This window comes from Citrobacter sp. CF971 (assembly GCF_006385635.1).
Taxonomy (GTDB): domain Bacteria; phylum Pseudomonadota; class Gammaproteobacteria; order Enterobacterales; family Enterobacteriaceae; genus Citrobacter; species Citrobacter freundii.
The window spans coordinates 429,828-451,643 of the sequence record NZ_CP041051.1 but is presented as its reverse complement, the minus strand read 5'-3'; the positions used below and the strand labels follow the sequence as shown (position 1 = coordinate 451,643).

Below are 21,816 nucleotides of genomic sequence, written 5' to 3'. Positions count from 1 at the left end.
TGTTGAGCTGACAGCGAAATCCCTTACAGGGGATAAAATATTCTTACATTTAGATAGTTACAGTTAACGATCGTAATCCTCTTCCATTCTGCGTTCTTCGTCTTCTAACTGACGCCGTTCTTGATCAAGCTGGCGCTGACGGTCATCCAGTTGGCGACGTCGATCTTCAAACTGGCGGCGGCGATTGTCATATTGCCTGCGCCGGTCGTCACTCATCTGGCGCTGCCAGCTTTCATCACGGGAATCATCATAATCCCGCCCGTTGTCCGGTTTGTATGCGTCGTTTATCGCCTGCTGAATATTACCAATGGCGTCATCGATAATATCCGCCTGCGCCGATACGGTGGTCAGCATCAGCAAACTAAAAAGAAGGAATGTCGCGGAGCGTTGCATAAAACCAGCCTCATCAAGAAACTCGCCCCACGGTAACCAAAGCGTATTTGCGCGGGTAGCGGAGGAATCTCAATTACGCGAATGCCGCAGCGCCTGCGCCAGCTCTCCCCGGGTAAAAGGCTTACGCAATAGTGCCACATCCGGCAGCGCCGGGTTATGCGCCGGGCGTAAATCCTGACCGCTCATCAGCAAGATGGACAACTGCGGATAATGTGCCTGGGCATGGTTAACCACATCCACGCCGCTTAAACCACCAGGCAGCATTAAGTCGCTGATAAAAATATCAATCTCGGATGAAGCCGCCAGCATATGCATCGCCTGTTCGCCGTTGGCGGCCTCTAACGTCAGGTAGCCCAGCAGGTGTAATTGCTCGCACAACGTCTGGCGTACATCGTCCTCATCCTCGAGCACCAACACCAGTTTTTCATCGTTGGTCGTTGTGTGTTGCGCTACCGCTTCCACTTGAGCCTGCACCGGAACAACGGCGCGAGGCAGTTGCAGCCGGACAGTCGTTCCCTGCCCGGGGGCGCTTTCAATCTCCACCCGGCCACCGGACTGGCGCACAAAACCGTAAACCATCGACAGCCCAAGCCCACTGCCGCTGCCGGTCTGTTTGGTGGTGAAAAATGGCTCGAAGACCTGCGCTTTCACTTCCTGCGACATCCCACTTCCCTGGTCGGCTACCTCCAGCATCACCATGTCCTGCTTACGCCCATCGCTGCGCGTAACCCGTTGATTCCAGGTACGGATTTTTATCGTGCCCGCCTGCCCGTCCATGGCGTCACGGGCGTTCATCACCAGATTGATAATGGCGTTTTCCAGTTGGCTGACGTCAATCCACGCGGGCCAGGCAGGCGACTGGGCTTCAATCTCCAGCGTCAACGTGGCCGGAAGAGAGTGGCGCATCAGTTCGCCCAGGTTTTCCAGCAAGGTTTTCAGCTCCACCGCATGAGGGTGCAATGACTGTTTGCGCGAAAAGGCCAGCAGCCGTTGGGTAAGCAGCGCCCCGCGCTCGGCGGCTTTTAGCGCCCGATTGACCCGTGGCGCATCGGGCGACTCCGGATTCACCAAATCCAGACTGCCAATAATCACCGCCAGCAGGTTATTGAAATCATGCGCTAATCCACCCGTCAGTTGCCCCACCGCCTTCAGCTTTTGGCTGTGCAACAACGCTTCTTCCAGCCCCTGACGCTCGGTGCGATCGATTTCCATCTGGCTGGTTTTTTCTTTTAGCAGTCGAGTGGTGTGCTCCAGCGATGCCGTATTGCGGGCAAAGACGCTAAAGGCGCGGGCCAGCTCGCCCAGCTCATCGCGCCGCTGCAGGGCCGGGACACTGACGTCTGATTCACCGTGCGCCAGTCGGGTCATCGCCCGCGAAATGGCCGTTAGGTTGGAGCCGAGATTACGGTAGATATACCACCCGGCAAAACCGGTGATCACCACCGCCAGCAGCGCAAACACTAAAATAAACAACGCGCCGGATTGCAGTTCCTGATGGTTTTGCGCCACCCGCTGCTCTGAGATCAGCGCCACCTGCGAGGCATACTGGTTGATATCGCTGTTGAGGATCGCCACCAACGCTTTGATGTGGAACATATACCAATTGATGGCCAAATCACTTTGCTCCAGCGCGGAGGAGAGCGGCTCCAGCTTATGCAGCTCCTGGTTGAAGTCGTTGAGGATACCGCTAATCAGCGGATTGGCATGCAGCAAGGGAAGAGCGGGCATCACTGCATCCAGTTGTTTCACCACCGAACGCGGCGTGGGCGTGTCGATGGCGGCAACAATTAAGCGGTCCATCTGCCCCAGCAGCACATCGTCCTGCGCGCCGGTGAGCTTTTGCAGATGACGTAAATAGCTTTGATTCTGATACAGCGAACTGAGCAGCGCGTTACGTTCCAGGTGCCGCCGCTGACCGCGCTGCAACATACCTTCTACGCTGCTTTGTAACTCCTGGCTGCGCTGGATAATTCGCTCGACCAGCACCGGCTCCTGCTGTGCCAGCGGCGCGGTAGCCAGTTGTTCCAGCGACTGCTTCAGCGCCCTTTGCGTCTCCTGCAGCCGCTCCGCTTCCCCTTTGTATTCCAGCGCCCCGACTACCTGCGACAGCCGCACCGCCGCTGTCGCGACGTTCGCCGTATCCCGTGCCAGGTTCATGCTGCCGGTCATGTCGTCAACGGTTTGCTGCTGCACCTGCTCCTGGATCTGGCTTGCGTGCTGAAACCCCAGCACCGCCACGCCGCTCACCATCAGCGTGACCGCCACCACCAGCAGATTGAAGAACAGTAATCGTCCACGCGCACTGGCGAAAAAGTGACGTCCCGGTTGCGGCATATCACGCTCCGTGAAGAAAAATCGCAATATGACAAATATGAACGGCTTCTGACATTTTGCATTTACATTCCTGTGATGGACTGCTGATATCGGCCACCCCACAGGAGATCCTCTATGAGCAGGACACCGGTTCTGGAGATGCGCAACATTGCTAAAGCGTTTGGCAAATTTTACGCGCTGAAAGGGGTCGATTTAACGGTCTGGCCGGGCGAGATTCATGCCCTGATGGGCGAGAACGGTGCGGGGAAAAGCACCCTGATGAAGATCCTCGCGGGCGCCTATACCGCCACCAGCGGTGAAATCCTGATTGACGGTCAGCCGTTTCACATTCGCGGTCCCAAAGATGCACTCAGCGCAGGCATCACGCTGATTTATCAGGAGATGCAGCTCGCGCCGAACCTGACGGTGGCAGAAAATATCTTTCTTGGCAGCGAGCTGTCGCGCGGCGGTCTGGTCCAGCGTAAAGAGATGGTCATGCAGTCACAGAAAGTCATCGATCGACTCGGCGCCCAGTTTAAGGCCAGCGACCGTGTGATGACGTTGACCATCGCCGAACAGCAGCAGGTTGAAATTGCCCGTGCCCTGCACCGTAACAGCCGCATTCTGGTGATGGATGAACCCACCGCCGCCCTCTCCTCACGTGAAACCCACCGCCTGTTTGAACTGATCATGCGCCTGCGCGATGAGGGGATGGCGATTATCTACATCAGCCACCGCATGGCGGAAGTGTACGAACTCTCCGATCGCGTCAGCGTCCTGCGCGACGGGCAATATGTTGGCAGCCTGACCCGCGACAAACTCAACGCCTCGGAGCTAGTGCGCATGATGGTGGGCCGTCCGTTGAGCGACCTGTTCAACAAAGAGCGCGACATTCCCTTAGGTAAAGCACGCCTCAACGTCCATTACCTTACCGACGGCCATAAAGTCCAGCCGTGCAGCTTGCTGGTGCGTTCCGGGGAGATCGTCGGCCTGGCCGGGTTAGTTGGCGCCGGGCGTTCTGAACTGGCGCAGCTGATTTTTGGCGTGCGCAAAGCCATCGGCGGCATGATTGAAGTGGACGGTGAACCGGTGGTGATCCACTCCCCGCGCGAAGCAATTGACCACGGCATTGGCTTTCTGACGGAAAACCGCAAAGAGCAGGGATTATTTTTAGAGCTGGCAGCGGCAGAAAACATCACCATGGCAACGCTGGAACGTGACGCGAACTGGGGCATGCTCGATCGCAAAAAGGCGCAGGCGATTTCTGATGACGCCATCAAATTGCTCAATATTCGCGTCCCGCATGCCCAGGTCCGCGCAGGCGGCTTGTCCGGCGGCAACCAGCAAAAGCTGCTGATTTCGCGCTGGGTGGCGATCGGGCCACGCATTTTGATCCTCGATGAACCCACGCGCGGCGTGGACGTCGGCGCCAAAAGCGAGATCTACCGGATCATGAACGATATGGCGCGCAAAGGCGTGGCGATCCTGATGATCTCCAGCGAACTACCGGAAGTGGTCGGGATGAGCGACCGCGTGTACGTCATGCGCGAAGGCAGTATTGCCGGCGAGCTGAACGGACAAAGTATTACCCAGGAAAATATTATGACGCTGGCAACCGGCGTGAACGACTCCCATCATCAGGCGGTACCCCATGAATAATCCAACCACTCCCCAGCAGGTGGCGAAATCCGCCTCCGCAAAAAAAATGCTGATGAGCGATCTGATGCAAACGGTCGGTATCTTACCGATTCTCATCCTGATAGTGGCGGTGTTTGGCTTTATCGCGCCTAACTTTTTTACCGAAAGCAACCTGCTGAATATTACCCGCCAGGCGTCGATCAACATCGTGCTGGCCGCTGGCATGACCTTCATTATTTTAACCGGCGGCATCGATCTTTCGGTTGGTTCGATTCTCGGCACCACCGCCGTCGCAGCCATGGTGGTTTCTCTCATTCCTGAGTTTGCCATGCTGTCAGTCCCTGCTGCACTGTTGCTCGGCATGGTGCTGGGGTTGTTTAACGGCGCGCTGGTCGCTTTTGCCGGCCTGCCGCCGTTTATCGTCACGCTTGGAACCTATACGGCGCTGCGCGGCGCGGCCTATCTGCTGGCGGACGGCACCACGGTGATTAACTCCAACATCAGCTTTGAGTGGATCGGCAACAACTATCTCGGTCCGGTTCCGTGGCTGGTGGTCATTGCGCTGGCGGTGGTGGTGGTGTGCTGGTTCATTCTTAGGCGCACAACGCTCGGCGTTCATATCTATGCGGTTGGCGGCAATATGCAGGCCGCGCGCTTAACCGGGATCAAAGTGTGGCTGGTGCTGCTGTTCGTCTACGGCATGAGCGGTTTGCTCTCAGGTCTTGGCGGGGTGATGAGCGCCTCGCGACTGTACAGCGCCAATGGCAACTTAGGTATGGGTTACGAACTGGACGCCATCGCGGCGGTGATCCTCGGCGGCACCAGCTTTGTTGGCGGGATCGGCACCATCACCGGCACGCTGGTGGGGGCGTTGATCATTGCCACGCTCAATAATGGCATGACGCTGATGGGCGTCTCCTATTTCTGGCAATTGGTGATCAAAGGGGCGGTGATCATCATAGCGGTGCTGATCGACAAATACCGTACCCGACACCATCAAAGTGCATAGACAAGCTTACTGGCCTACTCATTCGTAGGCCTGATAAGCGCAGCGCCATCAGGCGTATAACAACAATACCCTACGTGAGGAAACGAGTATGCGTTTGAAGCCATTAGTGACCGCGCTCTGTGCTGGCGCCCTGCTTGCTGCAGCTCCATTTGTGCAGGCAAAAGAACTGAAATCCATCGGCGTTACGGTGGGCGATCTGGCCAACCCGTTCTTCGTGCAGATCACCAAAGGCGCGGAGCTGGAAGCACGCAAACTGGCAGGTGATAGCGTTAAAGTCACGCTGGTTTCCAGCGGCTACGATCTGGGGCAACAGGTGTCGCAAATCGACAACTTTATTGCCGCCAAAGTCGACATGATTATCCTTAACGCCGCCGACTCCAAAGGCATTGGCCCGGCGGTTAAACGCGCGAAAGACGCCGGGATCGTGGTGGTTGCCGTTGACGTAGCGGCGGAAGGCGCAGACGCGACCATAACTTCCGATAACACTCAGGCAGGCGAAATGGCCTGTAAATACATTACCGACCGTCTGAAAGGGAAAGGCAACGTCGTCATCATCAACGGGCCGCCGGTTTCTGCCGTCCAGAACCGTGTGGAAGGCTGCCAGACTGAGTTTAAACGCCACCCGGACATCAAGGTGCTGTCGCATAACCAAAACGCCAAAGGCAGTCGCGAAGGCGGGCTGGAGATCATGACCGCGTTGCTGGCGGCGAATCCGAAGATCGACGGCGTATTCGCCATTAACGATCCCACGGCGATCGGCGCCGATCTGGCGGCAAAACAGGCGCAGCGTAGCGAATTCTTTATTGTCGGCGTAGATGGATCCCCAGACGGTGAAGAAGCGCTGAAGCGCGAAAACTCACTATTTGTGGCGACTCCGGCACAAGATCCGCAGGTGATGGCTGCCAAAGCGGTTGAAATCGGCTATGACATACTGCAGGGGAAACCCGCCCCGAAAGAACCCGTGCTGATCCCAGTGACGATGATCGATAAAAACAACGTCGGCAGTTATAAGGGTTGGACGGTGAAATAGCCCGCCACAACAACGCCGGTTGGCGGCAAAGATGCCTTATCCGGTCTACAAGATCGCTATGAATTTGTAGGCCGGATAAGCGCGGCACCATCCGGCATTATATTAAGGAGGATTCAGCCGATGAAACGCTCCGCAATAAACGAGATCCTTGGCCACACGCGCCAGTTTTTCTCTCAGCACGACGTGCATCTCCCCCCTTTTGCCAGCTTCCCCCCGACCCAATGGCGCAAGCTTGATGCCGCTGCCTGGAGCGAAGTGTTCGACCTTAAGCTCGGTTGGGATGTCACCGCGTTTGGCGGCAACAATTTCGCCGCGCAAGGATTAACGCTGTTCACCCTGCGTAATGGTTCGCCGAAAGGCATGCCTTACGAGAAATGCTACGCCGAGAAAATCATGCATGTTCGCGATGCACAGGTCACGCCGATGCATTTTCACTGGCGCAAACGCGAAGACATTATCAATCGCGGCGGAGGCAATCTCATTGTAGAACTGTGGAATGCAGGGATCCGCGAGCAAACGGAAGACAGCGACGTTAGCGTGGTAATTGACGGCTGTCGGCAAACCCATGCCGCAGGCAGTCAACTGCGCCTGACGCCGGGTGAAAGCATCTGCCTGCCGCCGGGCCTGTATCACAGCTTCTGGGCGGAAGAAGGTTTTGGCGACGTGCTGGTTGGCGAGGTCTCTTCTGTTAATGACGACGACCACGACAACCATTTTCTGCAACCGATTTCCCGCTACAACGACATTGAAGAAGACGAACCGGCGATGCTGGTGCTGTGTAACGAATATCGCCTGTTCCGCTAACCAAGGAGCACATTATGCCGTTGATCTCACTCGCTGATGGCCTTGCCCATGCCCGCGAGCACCGCTATGCCTTAGGGGCGTTTAACGTTCTGGATTCACATTTCCTGCGCGCGTTGTTTGCCGCAGCAAAGCAAGAACGTTCGCCGTTTATTATCAACATTGCCGAGGTGCATTTTAAATATATCTCGCTAGATTCTCTGGTCGAAGCGGTCAAATTCGAAGCCGCGCGGCATGACATTCCGGTAGTGCTGAATCTTGACCACGGCCTGCACTTTGAGTCGGTGGTGCGAGCGTTACGCTTAGGTTTCAGCTCAGTGATGTTCGATGGCTCCACGCTGGAGTACGAAGAAAATATCCGTCAGACCCGTGAAGTGGTAAAGATGTGCCACGCCGTCGGCGTGTCGGTGGAAGCTGAGTTGGGCGCAGTCGGTGGCGATGAAGGCGGTGCGCTGTACGGTCATGCCGACGAATCACTGTTTACCGACCCAATTCTGGCGCGTGATTTCGTTGACAGAACCGGGATTGACGCGCTGGCGGTCGCCATTGGCAACGCCCACGGCAAATATAAAGGCGAACCGCTGCTCGACTTCCCGCGTCTGGACACCATTCGCCAGCAGGCGGCAATCCCGCTGGTACTGCACGGTGGCTCCGGCATCAGCGACGACGATTTCAAGCGCGCAATTGAACTCGGCATTCACAAAATCAACTTCTATACCGGCATGTCGCAGGCGGCGCTGTCGGCAGTGGAGACGCGGATGGCGAATCGTCAGCCCTTATACGACGAATTCGCTGAACTGCTGCTCGGCATTGAGGAAGCCATTACCGATACCGTTTCAGAACAGATGCGCATTTTTGGCAGCGCGGGACGGGTCTGATGGAACGCAAAGGCGTTATCGCCGCAGGCAACATGCTGGTCGATCATGTGCATCAAATTGTGCAGTGGCCGGAACGCGGCTGGTTGGCGGAAATCACCCGTAGCGAACGCGCCACGGGCGGTGCGCCGCTTAATGTGCTGCTGACGCTGGCAAAAATGCACACTGGGCTGCCGTTGCAGGCGGTGGGGTTAATCGGTCAGGACAGCGATGGCGACTACATCATGGCGATGCTGGAGCAGTATCACGTTAATCGCCAACACGTGCAGCGCACGACATTCGCGCCCACGTCAATGTCGCAGGTGATGACCGATCCCAGCGGTCAGCGCACCTTTTTCCACTCGCCGGGCGCCAACAGACTGCTGGATTTGCCCGCTTTTGAGCAACTGGATACCTCGATGAAAATCTTCCATCTGGGATATCTGCTGCTGCTCGACAGTCTGGACATGCCGGATGAGGAGTACGGGACGCGTAGCGCAAGGCTGCTGGCGCAAATGCGCGACAACGGCTTTGAAACATCGCTGGATCTGGTCTCACGCAAGGGCGACCCGCGCTACCAGCCACTGGTGATGCCAGCCTTGCGCCATCTCGACTATCTGGTAATTAACGAGCTGGAAGCCGGAGAATTTAGCGGGCTGGAGATCCGCCAGTCCAACGGCGAGCTACATATCCCGCATATCGCTACCGCCGCGCGCGAATTATTGGATGCAGGCATACGCCAGCGGGTGGTTATTCACTGTCCGGAAGGTGCCTGGGGTGAAGCGCCGGATCTGCCGGGCGTCTGGATCCCGTCGCAGTACCTGGCGCAGGAAGAGATCGTTGGCAGCGTCGGGGCGGGTGATGCGTTTTGCGCCGGATTCTTGTATGGCTGTCATGAGCGCTGGTCGCTGACGGACAGCGTCAGGTTGGCACACGCCTGTGCGCGGGCAAGCTTGCTGTGCGCCAATGCGATAGACGGCGCGAAGACGCTGGCAGAGTTAAAAGCAGAAATGGTTGACGCCTGATGCGCTGCGCTTATCAGGCCTACGGGATCGTTGTCGCTTTTGTCGGCCGGATAAGACGTTTACGCCGCATCCGGCAAGTGCACACGATCACGCCGCCTTATCGTGATGCTGCACGTCGGCGGCGAATACATAGCCCAACCCGCGCAGGGTTTTGATCAACATCGGTTGATGCGGGTTAATCTCTATTTTTCGCCGCAAGCGCATGATTAACACGTCAATAGTGCGGTCAAACACCTCAACACTGTCGCTACGCGTCAGCTCCAGCAGTTGTTCCCGGCTCAGCACCCGGCGGGCATTTTGGGCCAGCGCCAACAGCAGGCTGTATTCCCCCTGCGTCAGGTCCACCTTCAATTGCTGAGGATTACGAAGCTGGCAACCGGCGGTATCGAGATGCCAGCCATTGAAAGAAAGCCCCGTGGTCTGTGGGCCGCCGCTTTCTGCCGTTAACACGCCAACGCGTCTGAGCACCGCCTTTACCCGAGCCACCAGCACCCGCGCATTGAACGGTTTACCGATATAGTCGTCAGCGCCCATTTCCAGCCCGACCACCACATCCGACTCGCTACCAAGCCCGGTCAGCATCACCACCGGTAATCCAGGCCTCATCTTTTGCACCTGCTGCAGCACCATCAGACCGTTGATGTCGGGCAACATCATATCCAGCAATACCAGCGCGATCTCCGGATGAGTCTCAATGCAGCGCAACGCCTCCTGTCCGGTGTGACAAGCGGTCACCGCAAAGACGTGTTCGTTCAGCACATCCTGTAAAAGCGAGCAGACTGCCACGTCATCATCCACAACCAGAACAACGGGTTTCATCATTCGACTCCGTCCACTTCGTTATCATCTTATTGTGAGTAATATCAGGCGAAGTGAAAGAGCACACATGATCTATCTGATAAAAATATAATCCTTGTCACACTATTCAGTAAACATAATAGGTTTTCCTCTGCTCAGCACTTTGGGCACAAATACCTAATAAGAATAACTACGCAGATCACACTTCCTTTCTTTAAAATAAACCATTCGAACTTATGATAATGACAAAATTAAAGCAGCGACATTTACCATTTTAATAAATTCACAGTACATATGATAAATGGAGATTCATATGAATAAATCTCAGCCGTTCCGCCTGAGCAGGATTTTTATTGCATTGGTCGCGACTACCGGAATATTAGTTAATCCTGTATTTGCCAGTGAATCATCCCAACCAGCGTCACAATATACAAAGCAACAGAATCAGCGTTATTTAACATCATTACCTTTTGCCGATCGCCAGGATTTTGACGATGCGCAGCGTGGTTTTATCGCACCACTGCCTAACCAAGGTATTCTTAAAAATGCCGACGGAAAACCCTTTTATCGCGCAGAAGATTATAAGTTTGATATCAATGCCCCTGCACCAGAAACAGTAAACCCCAGCTTATGGCGACAGTCGCAGATCAACGGTATTTCGGGCTTGTTTAAAGTCACTGAACGGATGTATCAGGTACGCGGCCAGGATATTTCCAATATCACTTTTATCGAAGGTGATACAGGTATTATCGTTATCGACCCATTGGTTACCGCTGGGGCAGCAAAAGCCAGCCTGGACCTCTACTATCAACATCGTCCGCAAAAACCGATTGTTGCCGTTATTTATACCCATAGCCATACCGATCACTATGGCGGTGTGAAAGGCATTGTCTCTGAAAATGACGTGATATCTGGCAAAGTGCAGATTCTCGCCCCGGCAGGCTTTATGGAAGAAGCCATCAGCGAAAACGTATTGCTGGGCAATATTATGAGTCGCCGTGCTCTGTTCTCCTACGGCCTGCTTCTGCCTCGTAACCCACAAGGAAATATCGGCAACGGTCTGGGCGTCACGCTGACAACAGGTCTGCCGACTATCATTGCCCCAACCCAATCAATCATCAAAACCGGTGAGAAAAAAGTCATCGACGGCCTGGAGTTCGATTTCCTGATGGCGCCAGGCAGCGAGGCGCCTTCCGAAATGCACTTATATATTCCGGCGCTCAAAGCGCTCTGTACGGCAGAAAATACGACGCACACGCTGCATAACTTCTATACGCTACGCGGTGCAAAAACACGCGATACCAGCAAATGGACCGAGTATCTGAACGAAACACTTGATATGTGGGGCAGCCAGGCAGAAGTGTTGTTTATGCCGCATACCTGGCCCGTCTGGGGTAATCAGCATATTAACGACTATATCGGTAAATATCGCGACACCATCAAGTATATCCACGATCAAACTCTGAATATGGCTAACCAAGGCTATACGATGAATGAGATTGGCAACATGATTCAACTACCACCAACGCTCGCCAATAACTGGGCCAGTCGTGGCTACTACGGTTCGGTCAGCCATGACGCGCGTGCGGTCTACAACTTCTACCTCGGCTACTTCGACGGCAACCCGGCAAATCTGGATCCTTACGGACAGACAGATATGGGTAAACGCTACGTCAAAGCGTTGGGTGGTGCAAAACAGACCATTGAGCTGGCTCAGGAAGCCTATGACAAGGGTGATTATCGCTGGACGTCAGAACTGCTCAAGCACGTGATTTCCGCTGAACCAGACAACCAGGCGGCTAAGAATCTGCAAGCGAATGCGTTTGAACAGCTGGGCTATCAGGCCGAGTCCGCCACCTGGCGCGGTTTCTACCTCACCGGCGCGAAAGAACTGCGTGAAGGCGTGCGTAAATTTACACACGGCACCACCAATTCCCCGGACACCATCAACGGCATGAGCGTAGAAATGCTGCTCGATTACATGGCCGTTCGTCTGGACAGTGAGAAAGCATCAGGTAAACACATCAGCCTGAACTTCAACCTGGACAAAGGCGAGAACCTGAATCTGACGCTCAACAACAGCGTGCTCAATCATCGTCAGACCCTGCAACCAGATGCCGACACTTCATTCTATATCAGCCGTACAGATCTACACGACGTGCTGACAGGCCAGGTGAAAATGAGCGATCTGGTACACGCGAAGAAAGTCAAAGTGATTGGCAAAGCCGCGAAGTTGGATGAAGTGATAGCGATGCTGGATCAATTTGATTTGTGGGTTAATGTCGTTACACCCAATTAATAACAAGCCGCTTCCAGAGATATTTTCAATCTCTGGAAGCATATTTATTCACACAACAATGTGCGATCGCAAAAACAATAGAATAAATAAATGAATTATGAACTCGGTGGGCATGCAAAGATATTTTATCTCGTTAAAAAATTGCCATACTGCTGACGCTTTATATTTTTATATTCACTCATGATATTGTTCGCGATAAACAGGATGTATTTTGTTATGCAAACGGTTAACTCCAGCATTGTGATACCGCTGAGAATAATAGGCTGGTTCCTCTCGCTGCCATTATTAACAGGATGCAAGTTCTCTCCCGCCATTCCGGTCATCGGTGCTTACTATCCCGACTGGCTGTTCTGCCTTATTGGCGGTGTCATCCTGACGCTCATAACCCGAAAAGTTATTCTGCATAAATATAGCGGATTGGCCCTTATCGGGATTATTTATACCGCCCTTTTTGCCCTCTACTCCATGCTGTTCTGGCTGGTATTTTTCTAACTTATTTTGAGACGCCCCTATGGAAAGCTCGTCGAAAAAAGCTCCGCGTAACAAACTTCCCGCGCTGATGCTGTTGGTACTTGCGCTGGTTATTTTGGTCTTCGTCATCTGGAAACTGGATAGCTCACCCGCGACCAATGACGCCTACGCCTCAGCCGACACCATCGATGTCGTGCCAGAAGTCAGTGGTCGCATTGTCGAACTGGCTGTTTCCGATAACCAGCAGGTCAAGCAAGGTGATGTGCTGTTTCGTATCGATCCCCGTATCTATGAAGCGAATCTGGCAAAAGCACAAGCGTCGCTCGCCGCTCTGGATAAACAGATCATGCTGACCCAGCGCAGCGTAGATGCACAACAATATGGTGCTGACTCCGTACGGGCTACGGTAGAAAAAGCGCGAGCAGCCGCTAAGCAAGCCAGCGATACTCTGCGCCGTACCGAACCACTACTGACGGAAGGTTTTGTCTCCGCGGAAGATGTTGATCGCGCCAGAACGGCACAACGCGCCTCAGCGGCAGATCTTAATGCGGTGTTATTACAGGCGCAGCAGGCTGCCAGCGCGGTGAGTGGCGTTGATGCCCTGGTAGCTCAGCGCATCGCCGTAGAAGCCGATATCGCCCTGACCAAACTGCATCTTGAAATGGCAACAGTACGCGCACCCTTCAATGGCCGCGTGGTGGCATTAAAAACCTCCGTCGGGCAGTTTGCTTCCGCCATGCGACCCATTTTTACCCTGATTGACACCCGTCACTGGTACGTAATCGCCAATTTTCGCGAAACAGAGCTGAAAAATATCCATGCAGGCACACCAGCCAATGTTCGCCTGATGAGCGACAGCGGCAAAGTGTTTGTCGGTAAAGTGGATTCAATCGGCTACGGTGTATTACCTGATGATGGCGGTATGGTGCTGGGCGGTTTGCCGCGAGTTTCCCGCTCTATCAACTGGGTTCGCGTTGCCCAACGCTTCCCGGTAAAAATCGTGGTAGATAAACCGGATGAAGAGATGTTTCGCATCGGCGCATCGGCGGTTGCTACCCTTGAGCCACAGAAATGAAAGCACTTAACTGTTTGCCTCTGCCACTGGTCAGGCTATTGGCGTTTTTTCACGAAGAATTAAGCGAACAACGTCCCGGAAGACTCCCACAAATCATGCAGCTCTGGGCGGGTTGCCTGCTGGTGGTACTGATCTCGATGACCTATGAGATCCCCTTCCTGGCGCTTTCGCTTGCCGTACTCTTTTATGGTATCCAGTCCAATGCTTTCTATACCAAATTCGTGGCGATTCTCTTCGTCGTCGCCACAGCATTAGAGATAGGTAGTTTATTTCTGATCTACAAATGGTCTTATAGCTACCCTCTGGTCCGTCTGATCATTGCCAGCCTGATCGTTCTGGCCTGCATGTTCCTGATGCGAACCCATCGTCTGGGGCTGGTTTTCTTTGCCGTGTCGATTGTTGCAATATACGGGCAATCTTTCCCCGGCATGCTCGACTACCCCGAGGTCGTCGTTCGCCTGACGTTATGGTGCATCGTCGTTGGTCTGTACCCCACGCTACTGATGACGCTGACCGCCGTTTTGTGGTTTCCCAGCCGCGCTGTCAACCAAATGCGCGAAGCCCTGCGTGCCAGGCTGGGTGATGCCCTCAATCACCTGACGGCACCGACAACACCGCTTGCGGAAAAATACATCGAACGAGAAGTGCTGGCGCTGCAAAAGCTGAACATCTTTTGTCTGGCAGATGACGCAGACTGGCGAGAAAAAAGTGCCTGGTGGCAGGCTTGCGTTGCCACAACCACCTATCTGTACACTACGCTCAATCGCTACGATTTCACGGCACATAACCCGGCAACCCGCGATCTCCAGCAGAAACTGTGCCGTGAAATAACCGCACTGCAAGATGCGGTTGCTCGAGGTATGCCCTGGCAAAGTGAATGGGAACTCAGTCAGGCAGAAGCCACAACGGCCCGCGAATGCGGCCTGGAACCCCTGTGCCAAACCCTGCTACAGCTTGGTCACATGGACCCTAATACGCCGCCAGCTCCTGTCGCTAAACCGCCCTCAATGGTATCTGACGCGTTCACCAACCCAGGCTATATTCGCTACGCGTTAAAAACACTGCTGGCATGTCTGATTTGCTATGTCTTTTACTCCGGTACCGACTGGGAAGGCATTCACACCTGTATGCTGACCTGCATTATTGTCGCGAACCCCAGTATCGGCTCGTCATACCAGAAGATGGCACTGCGCTTCGGCGGCGCATTTTTCGGCGCAATTCTGGCCCTGCTGATGACGATTTTTGTCATGCCCTGGCTGGACAATATCGTCGAACTTCTCCTGGTGCTGGCGCCACTTTTTCTGATGGGTGCCTGGATTGCCACCGGCTCAGAACGTTCCTCTTATATCGGAACCCAAATGGTCGTCACCTTCGCGCTGGCAACACTTGAAAACGTCTTTGGCCCAACCTACGACCTGGTGGAAATCCGCGATCGCGCCTTCGGCATTTTGATCGGCACTCTTGTTTCCGCGGTGATCTACACCTTTGTCTGGCCGGAAAGCGAAGCCAAAGCGCTGCCACAAAAACTGGCAAGCTCGCTGGGACTGCTCAGCAAATTACTGCGGATCCCACGTCAGCAGGATGCTGTTCTCATGCGCACTTATCTTCAGATGCGTATTGGTCTCCATGCGACGTTTAACGCCTGTGATGAAATGTGCGAGAGGGTCGCGCTGGAACGCCAACTCCCCGGCGATGAACGCATAGCGCTTATTCAACGTAGTCAGCGCGTTATTCACCTGGGCCGTGACATTCTCTATACCTGGGATACCACCCGAAATGACGCCCCGACGCTGGATAACGCGGTATTGCTGGAGAGCGCAACACACCTGGCCGATGCGCTGGAAAAATACGCAGCCGACCTGGCGACAGCATCCAGCCTTCCGCCGTCGATTGAAAACCTGTCCCCATCTCAAGACATTTTACCAACGTTACCCAAACAGGAGCGCTGCATCATACAGCAGATAACCTGTTTACCCGACTGGACTCACCCGACGCTAATACCAGCAAGCGAGCAGGAGCAAGGAACCTCCCAATAATGAACCGATATCTCCCTCGATTACTCCTCTGCGGCATACTCAGCGGCGCAACGGTCCTTTCCGGCTGTGCACTGATCCGCAAAGATTCTGCACCACATCCGCAATTACAGCCTGAGCAGATCTCACTGGCTAAAGACATTCATCTGGCAAGCTCAGGATGGCCACAGGCACAGTGGTGGCGGCAGTTTAACGACCCACAGCTAAACTCGCTTATTGAAGCAACGCTGTCTGGCTCCCATAACCTCGCCGAAGTGAAGCTGCGTGAAGAGAAAGCGCAGTCGCAGACTGAACTGCTGGAAGGGCGTTCTCAGCTCCAGATGGCAGCGCTGGGCATGATTAACCGCCAGCGAGCGTCTGCCAACGGCTTCCTCGGCCCCTACGCACTGGATGCGCCACGATTAGGGATGGACGGCCCCTACTACACTGAAGCGACGATTGGTCTGGTCGCCGGACTGGATCTCGACCTGTGGGGCGAGCATCGTTCCGCTGTCGCGGCAGCTATTGGCGCACAAAATGCCGCGCTTGCCGAAACAGCAGCAGTGGAACTCTCCCTGACGACCGGCGTCGCGCAGCTGTATTACAGTATGCAAGCCAGCTACCAGATGCTTGATTTGTTGCAGCAGACCCACGATGTGATTGATTATGCCGTGAAGGCCCACCAGAGTAAGGTCGCTCACGGGCTGGAAGCAAAAGTACCGTACCATGGCGCACGTGCGCAATTGCTGGCAGTGGACAAGCAAATCGTCGCGGTTGAAGGACAAATCAAAGAAACTCGGGAATCACTCCGGGCGCTGATCGGTGCCGGCGCAAAAGATCTGCCTGAAATCAAACCGGTCGCACTGCCAACTGTCGATACAGGAATACCCGCAACGCTCTCCTACGACCTGCTTGCCAGGCGTCCGGACTTGCAGGCTATGCGCTGGTATGTGCAGGCTTCGCTGAACCAGGTCGAGGCCGCTCGCGCCCTGTTTTATCCGAGCTTTGATATCAAAGTCTTCTTCGGTTTAGACGCTATCCATATCGATCAACTGTTCAAAAGCACCAGCAGGCAGATCAACTTCATCCCCGGCCTGCGTTTACCGCTGTTTGACGGAGGTCGTCTGAATGCCAATCTGGAAGGCGCCCGCGCAACCAGCAATATGATGATAGAGCGCTACAACCAGTCGGTGCTCAATGCAGTGCGCGATGTCGCGATTAACGGAACACGTCTGCAAACGCTCAATGAACAACGGGTAATGCAGATGGAACGCGTAGATGCCACGCATTACACGCAAGCAGCAGCAGACGCGGCTTACCAGCGAGGCCTGAGCAGTCGCCTGCTGGCAACAGAGGCCAAATTACCCGTGATCGCAGAAGATATGTCGCTCCTGGTCATAGATACCCAACGACTCATGCAGAATATTCAACTCATCAAAGCGCTTGGCGGAGGTTATCAAGCCCCTGCTAACAAGAAGTAGCGTTCTCCGACCTCGCCGCGTGATATCCGTCACGCGGCATTTTCTTTCGTCACGTCAAATATGACGACAGCCTGTTTTTCGTCAGGGTTTTGCGCAAAATTCGCCCGTAATATCGATGAATGCCCCTGATAAAAACATGGCATAAAAGATGCATAACAAAAACGACAAGCGCGTATGCGCGATTTGATTAACTGGAGCGAGACCGATGAAAAAAGTCGTCACGGTTTGCCCATATTGCGCATCAGGTTGCAAAATCAACCTGGTGGTCGATAACGGCAAAATCGTCCGGGCTGAAGCGGCGCAGGGGAAAACCAACCAGGGTACTCTGTGTCTGAAGGGCTACTATGGCTGGGATTTTATCAACGATACCCAGATCCTGACCCCTCGTCTGAAAACCCCAATGATCCGTCGCCAGCGTGGCGGCAAACTGGAATCTGTTTCCTGGGATGAAGCGCTTGATTACGTCGCCACTCGTCTGAGCGCCATCAAAGCGAAGTATGGCCCGGACGCTATTCAGACGACCGGTTCATCTCGCGGTACGGGTAACGAAACCAACTATGTAATGCAAAAATTCGCGCGCGCCGTTATTGGTACCAATAACGTTGACTGCTGCGCTCGCGTCTGACACGGCCCATCGGTTGCAGGTCTGCACCAATCGGTCGGTAACGGCGCAATGAGTAATGCTATCAATGAAATTGATAACACAGATTTAGTGTTCATCTTCGGGTATAACCCGGCGGATTCCCACCCGATCGTGGCGAATCACGTGATTAACGCTAAACGTAACGGGGCGAAAATCATCGTATGCGATCCGCGCAAAATTGAAACCGCGCGTATTGCCGACATGCACATCGCGTTGAAAAACGGCTCGAACATCGCGCTGCTCAACGCCATGGGTCATGTCATCATCGAAGAAAAACTGTACGACCAGGCGTTCGTCGCCTCCCGTACGGAAGGATTCGAAGAGTACAGCAAGATTGTCGAAGGTTACACGCCGGAGTCCGTCGAAGATATCACTGGCGTTAGCGCGCAGGATATTCGTCAGGCTGCACGTATGTATGCCACGGCAAAAAGCGCGGCTATCCTGTGGGGTATGGGTGTTACCCAGTTCTATCAGGGCGTGGAAACCGTGCGTTCACTGACCAGCCTCGCAATGCTGACCGGCAACCTCGGTAAGCCAAGCGTGGGCGTTAACCCGGTTCGTGGTCAGAACAACGTTCAGGGCGCATGCGATATGGGCGCGCTGCCGGATACCTATCCGGGCTATCAGTACGTTAAGTTCCCGGAAAACCGCGAGAAATTCGCTAAAGCCTGGGGCGTGGAAAGTCTTCCTGCACATACCGGTTATCGCATCAGCGAACTGCCGCACCGTGCTGCGCATGGCGAAGTCCGCGCGGCGTACATCATGGGTGAAGATCCATTACAGACCGATGCTGAACTCTCCGCAGTGCGCAAAGGCTTTGAGGATCTGGAACTGGTCATCGTGCAGGATATCTTCATGACCAAAACCGCCGCGGCCGCAGACGTTATTTTACCGTCTACGTCATGGGGCGAGCATGAAGGCGTATTCTCCGCGGCTGACCGTGGCTTCCAGCGCTTCTTTAAAGCCGTTGAGCCGAAGTGGGATCTGAAAACGGACTGGCAGATTATCAGTGAAATCGCCACCCGTATGGGCTATCCGATGCACTACAACAACACCCAGGAAATCTGGGACGAGTTGCGTCATCTGTGCCCGGATTTCTACGGTGCCACTTACGAGAAAATGGGCGAGCTGGGTTATATCCAGTGGCCTTGCCGCGACACCTCAGAAGCCGATCAGGGGACGTCTTATCTCTTTAAAGAGAAGTTCGACACCCCGAACGGCCTGGCGCAGTTCTTCACCTGCGACTGGGTAGCGCCAATCGACAAACTCACCCCAGAGTACCCAATGGTACTGTCTACGGTGCGTGAAGTCGGCCACTACTCTTGCCGTTCGATGACCGGTAACTGTGCGGCGCTGGCCGCGCTGGCGGATGAACCGGGCTATGCCCAGATCAACACCGCCGACGCAGAACGCCTGGGCATCCAGGACGAAGAACTGGTGTGGGTTAACTCGCGTAAAGGTCGGGTCATTACCCGTGCGGCAGTCAGCGATCGTCCAAACAAAGGCGCGATTTACATGACCTACCAGTGGTGGATTGGCGCATGTAATGAGCTGGTAACCGAGAACTTAAGCCCGATTACCAAAACGCCAGAGTATAAGTACTGTGCCGTTAACGTTGAACGCATTGCCGATCAGCGCGCTGCCGAGCAGTATGTTATTGATGAGTACAACAAGCTGAAAGCCAGTCTGCGCGAAAGCGCGATGGGTTAGTCCGTTTACGTACCTGTTCTGCAACAGCCTCCGCCCGGAGGCTGTTTTTTTATCCATACGATCTCTTTATACTGTTCATTCCGTACCCTAAATAAAACTCAAAATGAAACAACTCATTGCATTGATGTTCTTTATGACATTCTTTGCCCATGCCAGTGATACTGAGCCAGGAAGCCAGTACTTACAGGCCGCTGAGGCAGGGGACCGTCGCGCACAGTACTTTCTTGCCGATACCTGGTTCAGTTCGGGCGATTTGAGCAAAGCCGAGTATTGGGCGCAAAAAGCCGCCGACAATGGCGATGCCGACGCCTGCGCGCTCCTGGCGCAAATCAAAATTACGAATCCGGTCAGTCTGGATTACCCCCAGGCCAAAACGCTGGCGGAAAAGGCAGCCAAAGCGGGCAGTAAAGCGGGAGAACTGACCCTGGCGCGGATACTGGTCAACACCCAGGCAGGACACACAGATTACCCCAAAGCCATTACCTTGCTGCAAAACGCCTCTGAAGATCTGGAAAATGACTCCGCCGTCGACGCGCAAATGCTGCTCGGGCTGATTTACGCCAACGGCGTGGGGATCCCCGCAGACGATGAAAAAGCGACATGGTATTTCAAACGCAGCTCCGCCATCTCCCGCACCGGTTATTCCGAGTACTGGGCCGGAATGATGTTCTTAAACGGCGAGCAGGGTTTTATCGTGAAGAATAAACAGAAGGCGCTACACTGGCTGAATCTGAGCTGTATGGAAGGGTTCGATACCGGCTGTGAAGAGTTTGAAAAGTTAACAAACGGGTAATGGTTTGCATTGCCGGATGGCGGCATAAACGCCTTATCCGGCCTACAGTTCACCGTCTTCCGTAGGCCGGATAAGCGCAGCGCCATCCGGCAATCTTTCATTAATTAATGATTAGCGGTCTTATCAAATTTACCCAGCATCTCGCGCTCGTAAGCCAGCGCCTTCTTGCGGTCAAATTTGTGCTCCCACTTGGCGATAACCAGCACCGCCAGCGCATTCCCCACCACATTCAGCGCGGTACGCGCCATGTCGAGGATACGGTCAACACCGGCAATAAACGCCAGGCCTTCCAGCGGGATCCCCACGCTGCCAAGCGTAGCCAGCAGTACCACGAAGGAGACGCCCGGCACGCCCGCAATCCCTTTCGAGGTCACCATCAACGTCAACACCAGCACGATTTCCTGCCACAGCGACAGGTCGATACCATACAGCTGCGCAATAAAGATCGCGGCAATACTCTGGTACAGCGTTGAACCATCAAGGTTGAATGAGTAGCCGGTCGGCACCACAAAGCTGGTGATTGAAGCCGGTGCGCCATAGGCTTCCATCTTCTCGATAATACGCGGCAGTACGCTCTCGGAACTGGCGGTAGAGTAAGCCAGAATCAGCTCATCTTTCAAAATGCGGATCAGGATCCAGATGCTCAAACCGCAGATACGCGCCACAATCCCCAGCACCACCAGCGCGAAGAACAGGATGGCAAAATGCACCAACAGCACCAGTTTCGCCAGCGGCCACAGGGAGGCAAAACCGAAGTTCGCGACGGTCACAGCAATCAGCGCAAAAACACCGACTGGCGCATAACGCATCACCATGTGGGTCACTTTAAACATGGTTTCTGAAATCGAGCGGAACACAGTCACCAGCGGCTCGCGGTGGGTTGCTGGTAGTGAAGACAAGCCTAAACCAAACAGCACCGAGAAGAAGATAATCGGCAACATATCGCCTTTCGCCATCGACGCGACGATATTAGTCGGCACCAGCGACACAATCGTGCCCATCAGGCCATGCGCGTGGCTCTGCACTTCTGCGGTGGTATTTTGATATTTCGAAATATCCACGGTCGCCAGTTGCGACATATCAATCCCGGAACCCGGCTGGAAAACATTCGCCAGCGTGATGCCAAGAATAATCGCTACGGTGGTGATCACTTCGAAATAGAGAATGGTTTTGGCGCCAATACGGCCCAGCTGTTTTGCATCACCCACCCCGGCAATACCAACCACCAGCGTGGAGATAACAATCGGCACGACGATCATTTTGATCAGATGGATAAAGATATCGCCCGCCGGAGACAGCAGGTTGACCACCAGCCATTCGCGGCTGTCGCTATGGTAATGCAGGTAACTCCCTAGCAGAATGCCCAGCACCATGGCGATTAGAATCTGCCATGCCAGGCTGACTTTCAAATTTTTCATAACAACGGACTTCCTCGATGGAGCGCTATTCCACATGCGGTGTGTGGGAATAG

17 protein-coding genes are annotated in these 21,816 nt (G+C 54.4%); 13 read left to right on the top strand and 4 right to left on the bottom strand.

Annotation, left to right across the window (positions count from 1 at the left end):
* Nucleotides 1-63 precede the first annotated feature (63 nt).
* Both yjdP and E6P06_RS05665 read right to left on the bottom strand, forming a co-directional pair.
* Nucleotides 64-393, bottom strand: coding sequence for a DDRRRQL repeat protein YjdP (gene yjdP, locus E6P06_RS05670; RefSeq protein WP_003031807.1), 330 nt, complete (start codon nt 391-393; stop codon nt 64-66).
* Nucleotides 394-462: 69 nt separating this feature from the next.
* Nucleotides 463-2,727, bottom strand: a complete 2,265-nt coding sequence (locus E6P06_RS05665; RefSeq protein ID WP_115489424.1) for a hybrid sensor histidine kinase/response regulator — start codon at nt 2,725-2,727, stop codon at nt 463-465.
* A gap of 114 nt (nt 2,728-2,841) precedes the next feature.
* Here E6P06_RS05665 and E6P06_RS05655 point away from each other — a divergent pair, with 114 nt between their 5' ends.
* From E6P06_RS05655 to E6P06_RS05630, 6 genes are all read left to right on the top strand, one after another.
* The gene (locus E6P06_RS05655) at nt 2,842-4,365 is read left to right on the top strand and encodes a sugar ABC transporter ATP-binding protein (RefSeq protein WP_139935035.1); all 1,524 of its coding nucleotides are present in this window, start codon (nt 2,842-2,844) and stop codon (nt 4,363-4,365) included.
* Nucleotides 4,358-5,353, top strand: coding sequence for a ribose ABC transporter permease (locus tag E6P06_RS05650; RefSeq protein WP_003031803.1), 996 nt, complete (start codon nt 4,358-4,360; stop codon nt 5,351-5,353). The genes E6P06_RS05655 and E6P06_RS05650 overlap by 8 nt, the downstream gene beginning before the upstream one ends.
* A gap of 88 nt (nt 5,354-5,441) precedes the next feature.
* A complete protein-coding gene (locus E6P06_RS05645; protein ID WP_003826688.1) occupies nt 5,442-6,383 on the top strand; it encodes an ABC transporter substrate-binding protein in 942 nt (313 codons plus the stop codon).
* Between the two features lie 120 nt (nt 6,384-6,503).
* On the top strand, nt 6,504-7,187 hold the full coding sequence (locus tag E6P06_RS05640; RefSeq protein ID WP_046671373.1) for a D-lyxose/D-mannose family sugar isomerase: 684 nt from the start codon (nt 6,504-6,506) through the stop codon (nt 7,185-7,187).
* 14 nt (nt 7,188-7,201) lie between these two features.
* Nucleotides 7,202-8,062: a ketose 1,6-bisphosphate aldolase gene (locus E6P06_RS05635; RefSeq protein WP_139935034.1), complete on the top strand. Its 861-nt coding sequence runs from the start codon at nt 7,202-7,204 to the stop codon at nt 8,060-8,062.
* Nucleotides 8,059-9,063: a carbohydrate kinase family protein gene (locus tag E6P06_RS05630; protein ID WP_139935033.1), complete on the top strand. Its 1,005-nt coding sequence runs from the start codon at nt 8,059-8,061 to the stop codon at nt 9,061-9,063. The genes E6P06_RS05635 and E6P06_RS05630 overlap by 4 nt, the downstream gene beginning before the upstream one ends.
* 87 nt (nt 9,064-9,150) lie before the next feature.
* On the opposite strand, the gene E6P06_RS05625 is transcribed toward E6P06_RS05630, so the two are convergent.
* Entirely contained in the window at nt 9,151-9,882 is a 732-nt protein-coding gene (locus E6P06_RS05625; RefSeq protein ID WP_003841088.1) for a response regulator transcription factor, read from the bottom strand.
* Nucleotides 9,883-10,174: 292 nt separating this feature from the next.
* On the opposite strand from E6P06_RS05625, the gene E6P06_RS05620 reads away from it, so the two are divergent.
* From E6P06_RS05620 to yjcO, 7 genes are all read left to right on the top strand, one after another.
* The gene (locus E6P06_RS05620; RefSeq protein ID WP_044714894.1) at nt 10,175-12,160 is read left to right on the top strand and encodes an alkyl/aryl-sulfatase; all 1,986 of its coding nucleotides are present in this window, start codon (nt 10,175-10,177) and stop codon (nt 12,158-12,160) included.
* 216 nt (nt 12,161-12,376) lie between these two features.
* Nucleotides 12,377-12,652, top strand: coding sequence for a YtcA family lipoprotein (locus E6P06_RS05615; RefSeq protein WP_139935032.1), 276 nt, complete (start codon nt 12,377-12,379; stop codon nt 12,650-12,652).
* 19 nt (nt 12,653-12,671) lie between these two features.
* Nucleotides 12,672-13,706, top strand: a complete 1,035-nt coding sequence (mdtN, locus tag E6P06_RS05610) for a multidrug transporter subunit MdtN (protein ID WP_121540661.1) — start codon at nt 12,672-12,674, stop codon at nt 13,704-13,706.
* The gene (gene mdtO / locus E6P06_RS05605; RefSeq protein ID WP_139935031.1) at nt 13,703-15,742 is read left to right on the top strand and encodes a multidrug efflux transporter permease subunit MdtO; all 2,040 of its coding nucleotides are present in this window, start codon (nt 13,703-13,705) and stop codon (nt 15,740-15,742) included. Before mdtN ends, mdtO begins: the two co-directional genes overlap by 4 nt.
* Nucleotides 15,739-17,199, top strand: coding sequence for an MdtP family multidrug efflux transporter outer membrane subunit (locus E6P06_RS05600; protein WP_139935030.1), 1,461 nt, complete (start codon nt 15,739-15,741; stop codon nt 17,197-17,199). The genes mdtO and E6P06_RS05600 overlap by 4 nt, the downstream gene beginning before the upstream one ends.
* Before the next feature lie 205 nt (nt 17,200-17,404).
* A complete protein-coding gene (gene fdhF / locus E6P06_RS05595; protein WP_080602221.1) occupies nt 17,405-19,552 on the top strand; it encodes a formate dehydrogenase subunit alpha in 2,148 nt (715 codons plus the stop codon).
* Nucleotides 19,553-19,655: 103 nt separating this feature from the next.
* Nucleotides 19,656-20,345 carry a Sel1 family TPR-like repeat protein YjcO gene (yjcO, locus tag E6P06_RS05590; RefSeq protein WP_003031775.1) on the top strand — a complete coding sequence of 230 codons (690 nt, stop codon included), beginning with the start codon at nt 19,656-19,658 and terminating at the stop codon, nt 20,343-20,345.
* 104 nt (nt 20,346-20,449) lie between these two features.
* Here yjcO and gltP read toward each other — a convergent pair whose 3' ends face one another.
* Nucleotides 20,450-21,763, bottom strand: a complete 1,314-nt coding sequence (gene gltP, locus E6P06_RS05585; RefSeq protein WP_003031773.1) for a glutamate/aspartate:proton symporter GltP — start codon at nt 21,761-21,763, stop codon at nt 20,450-20,452.
* Nucleotides 21,764-21,816: the final 53 nt, after the last annotated feature.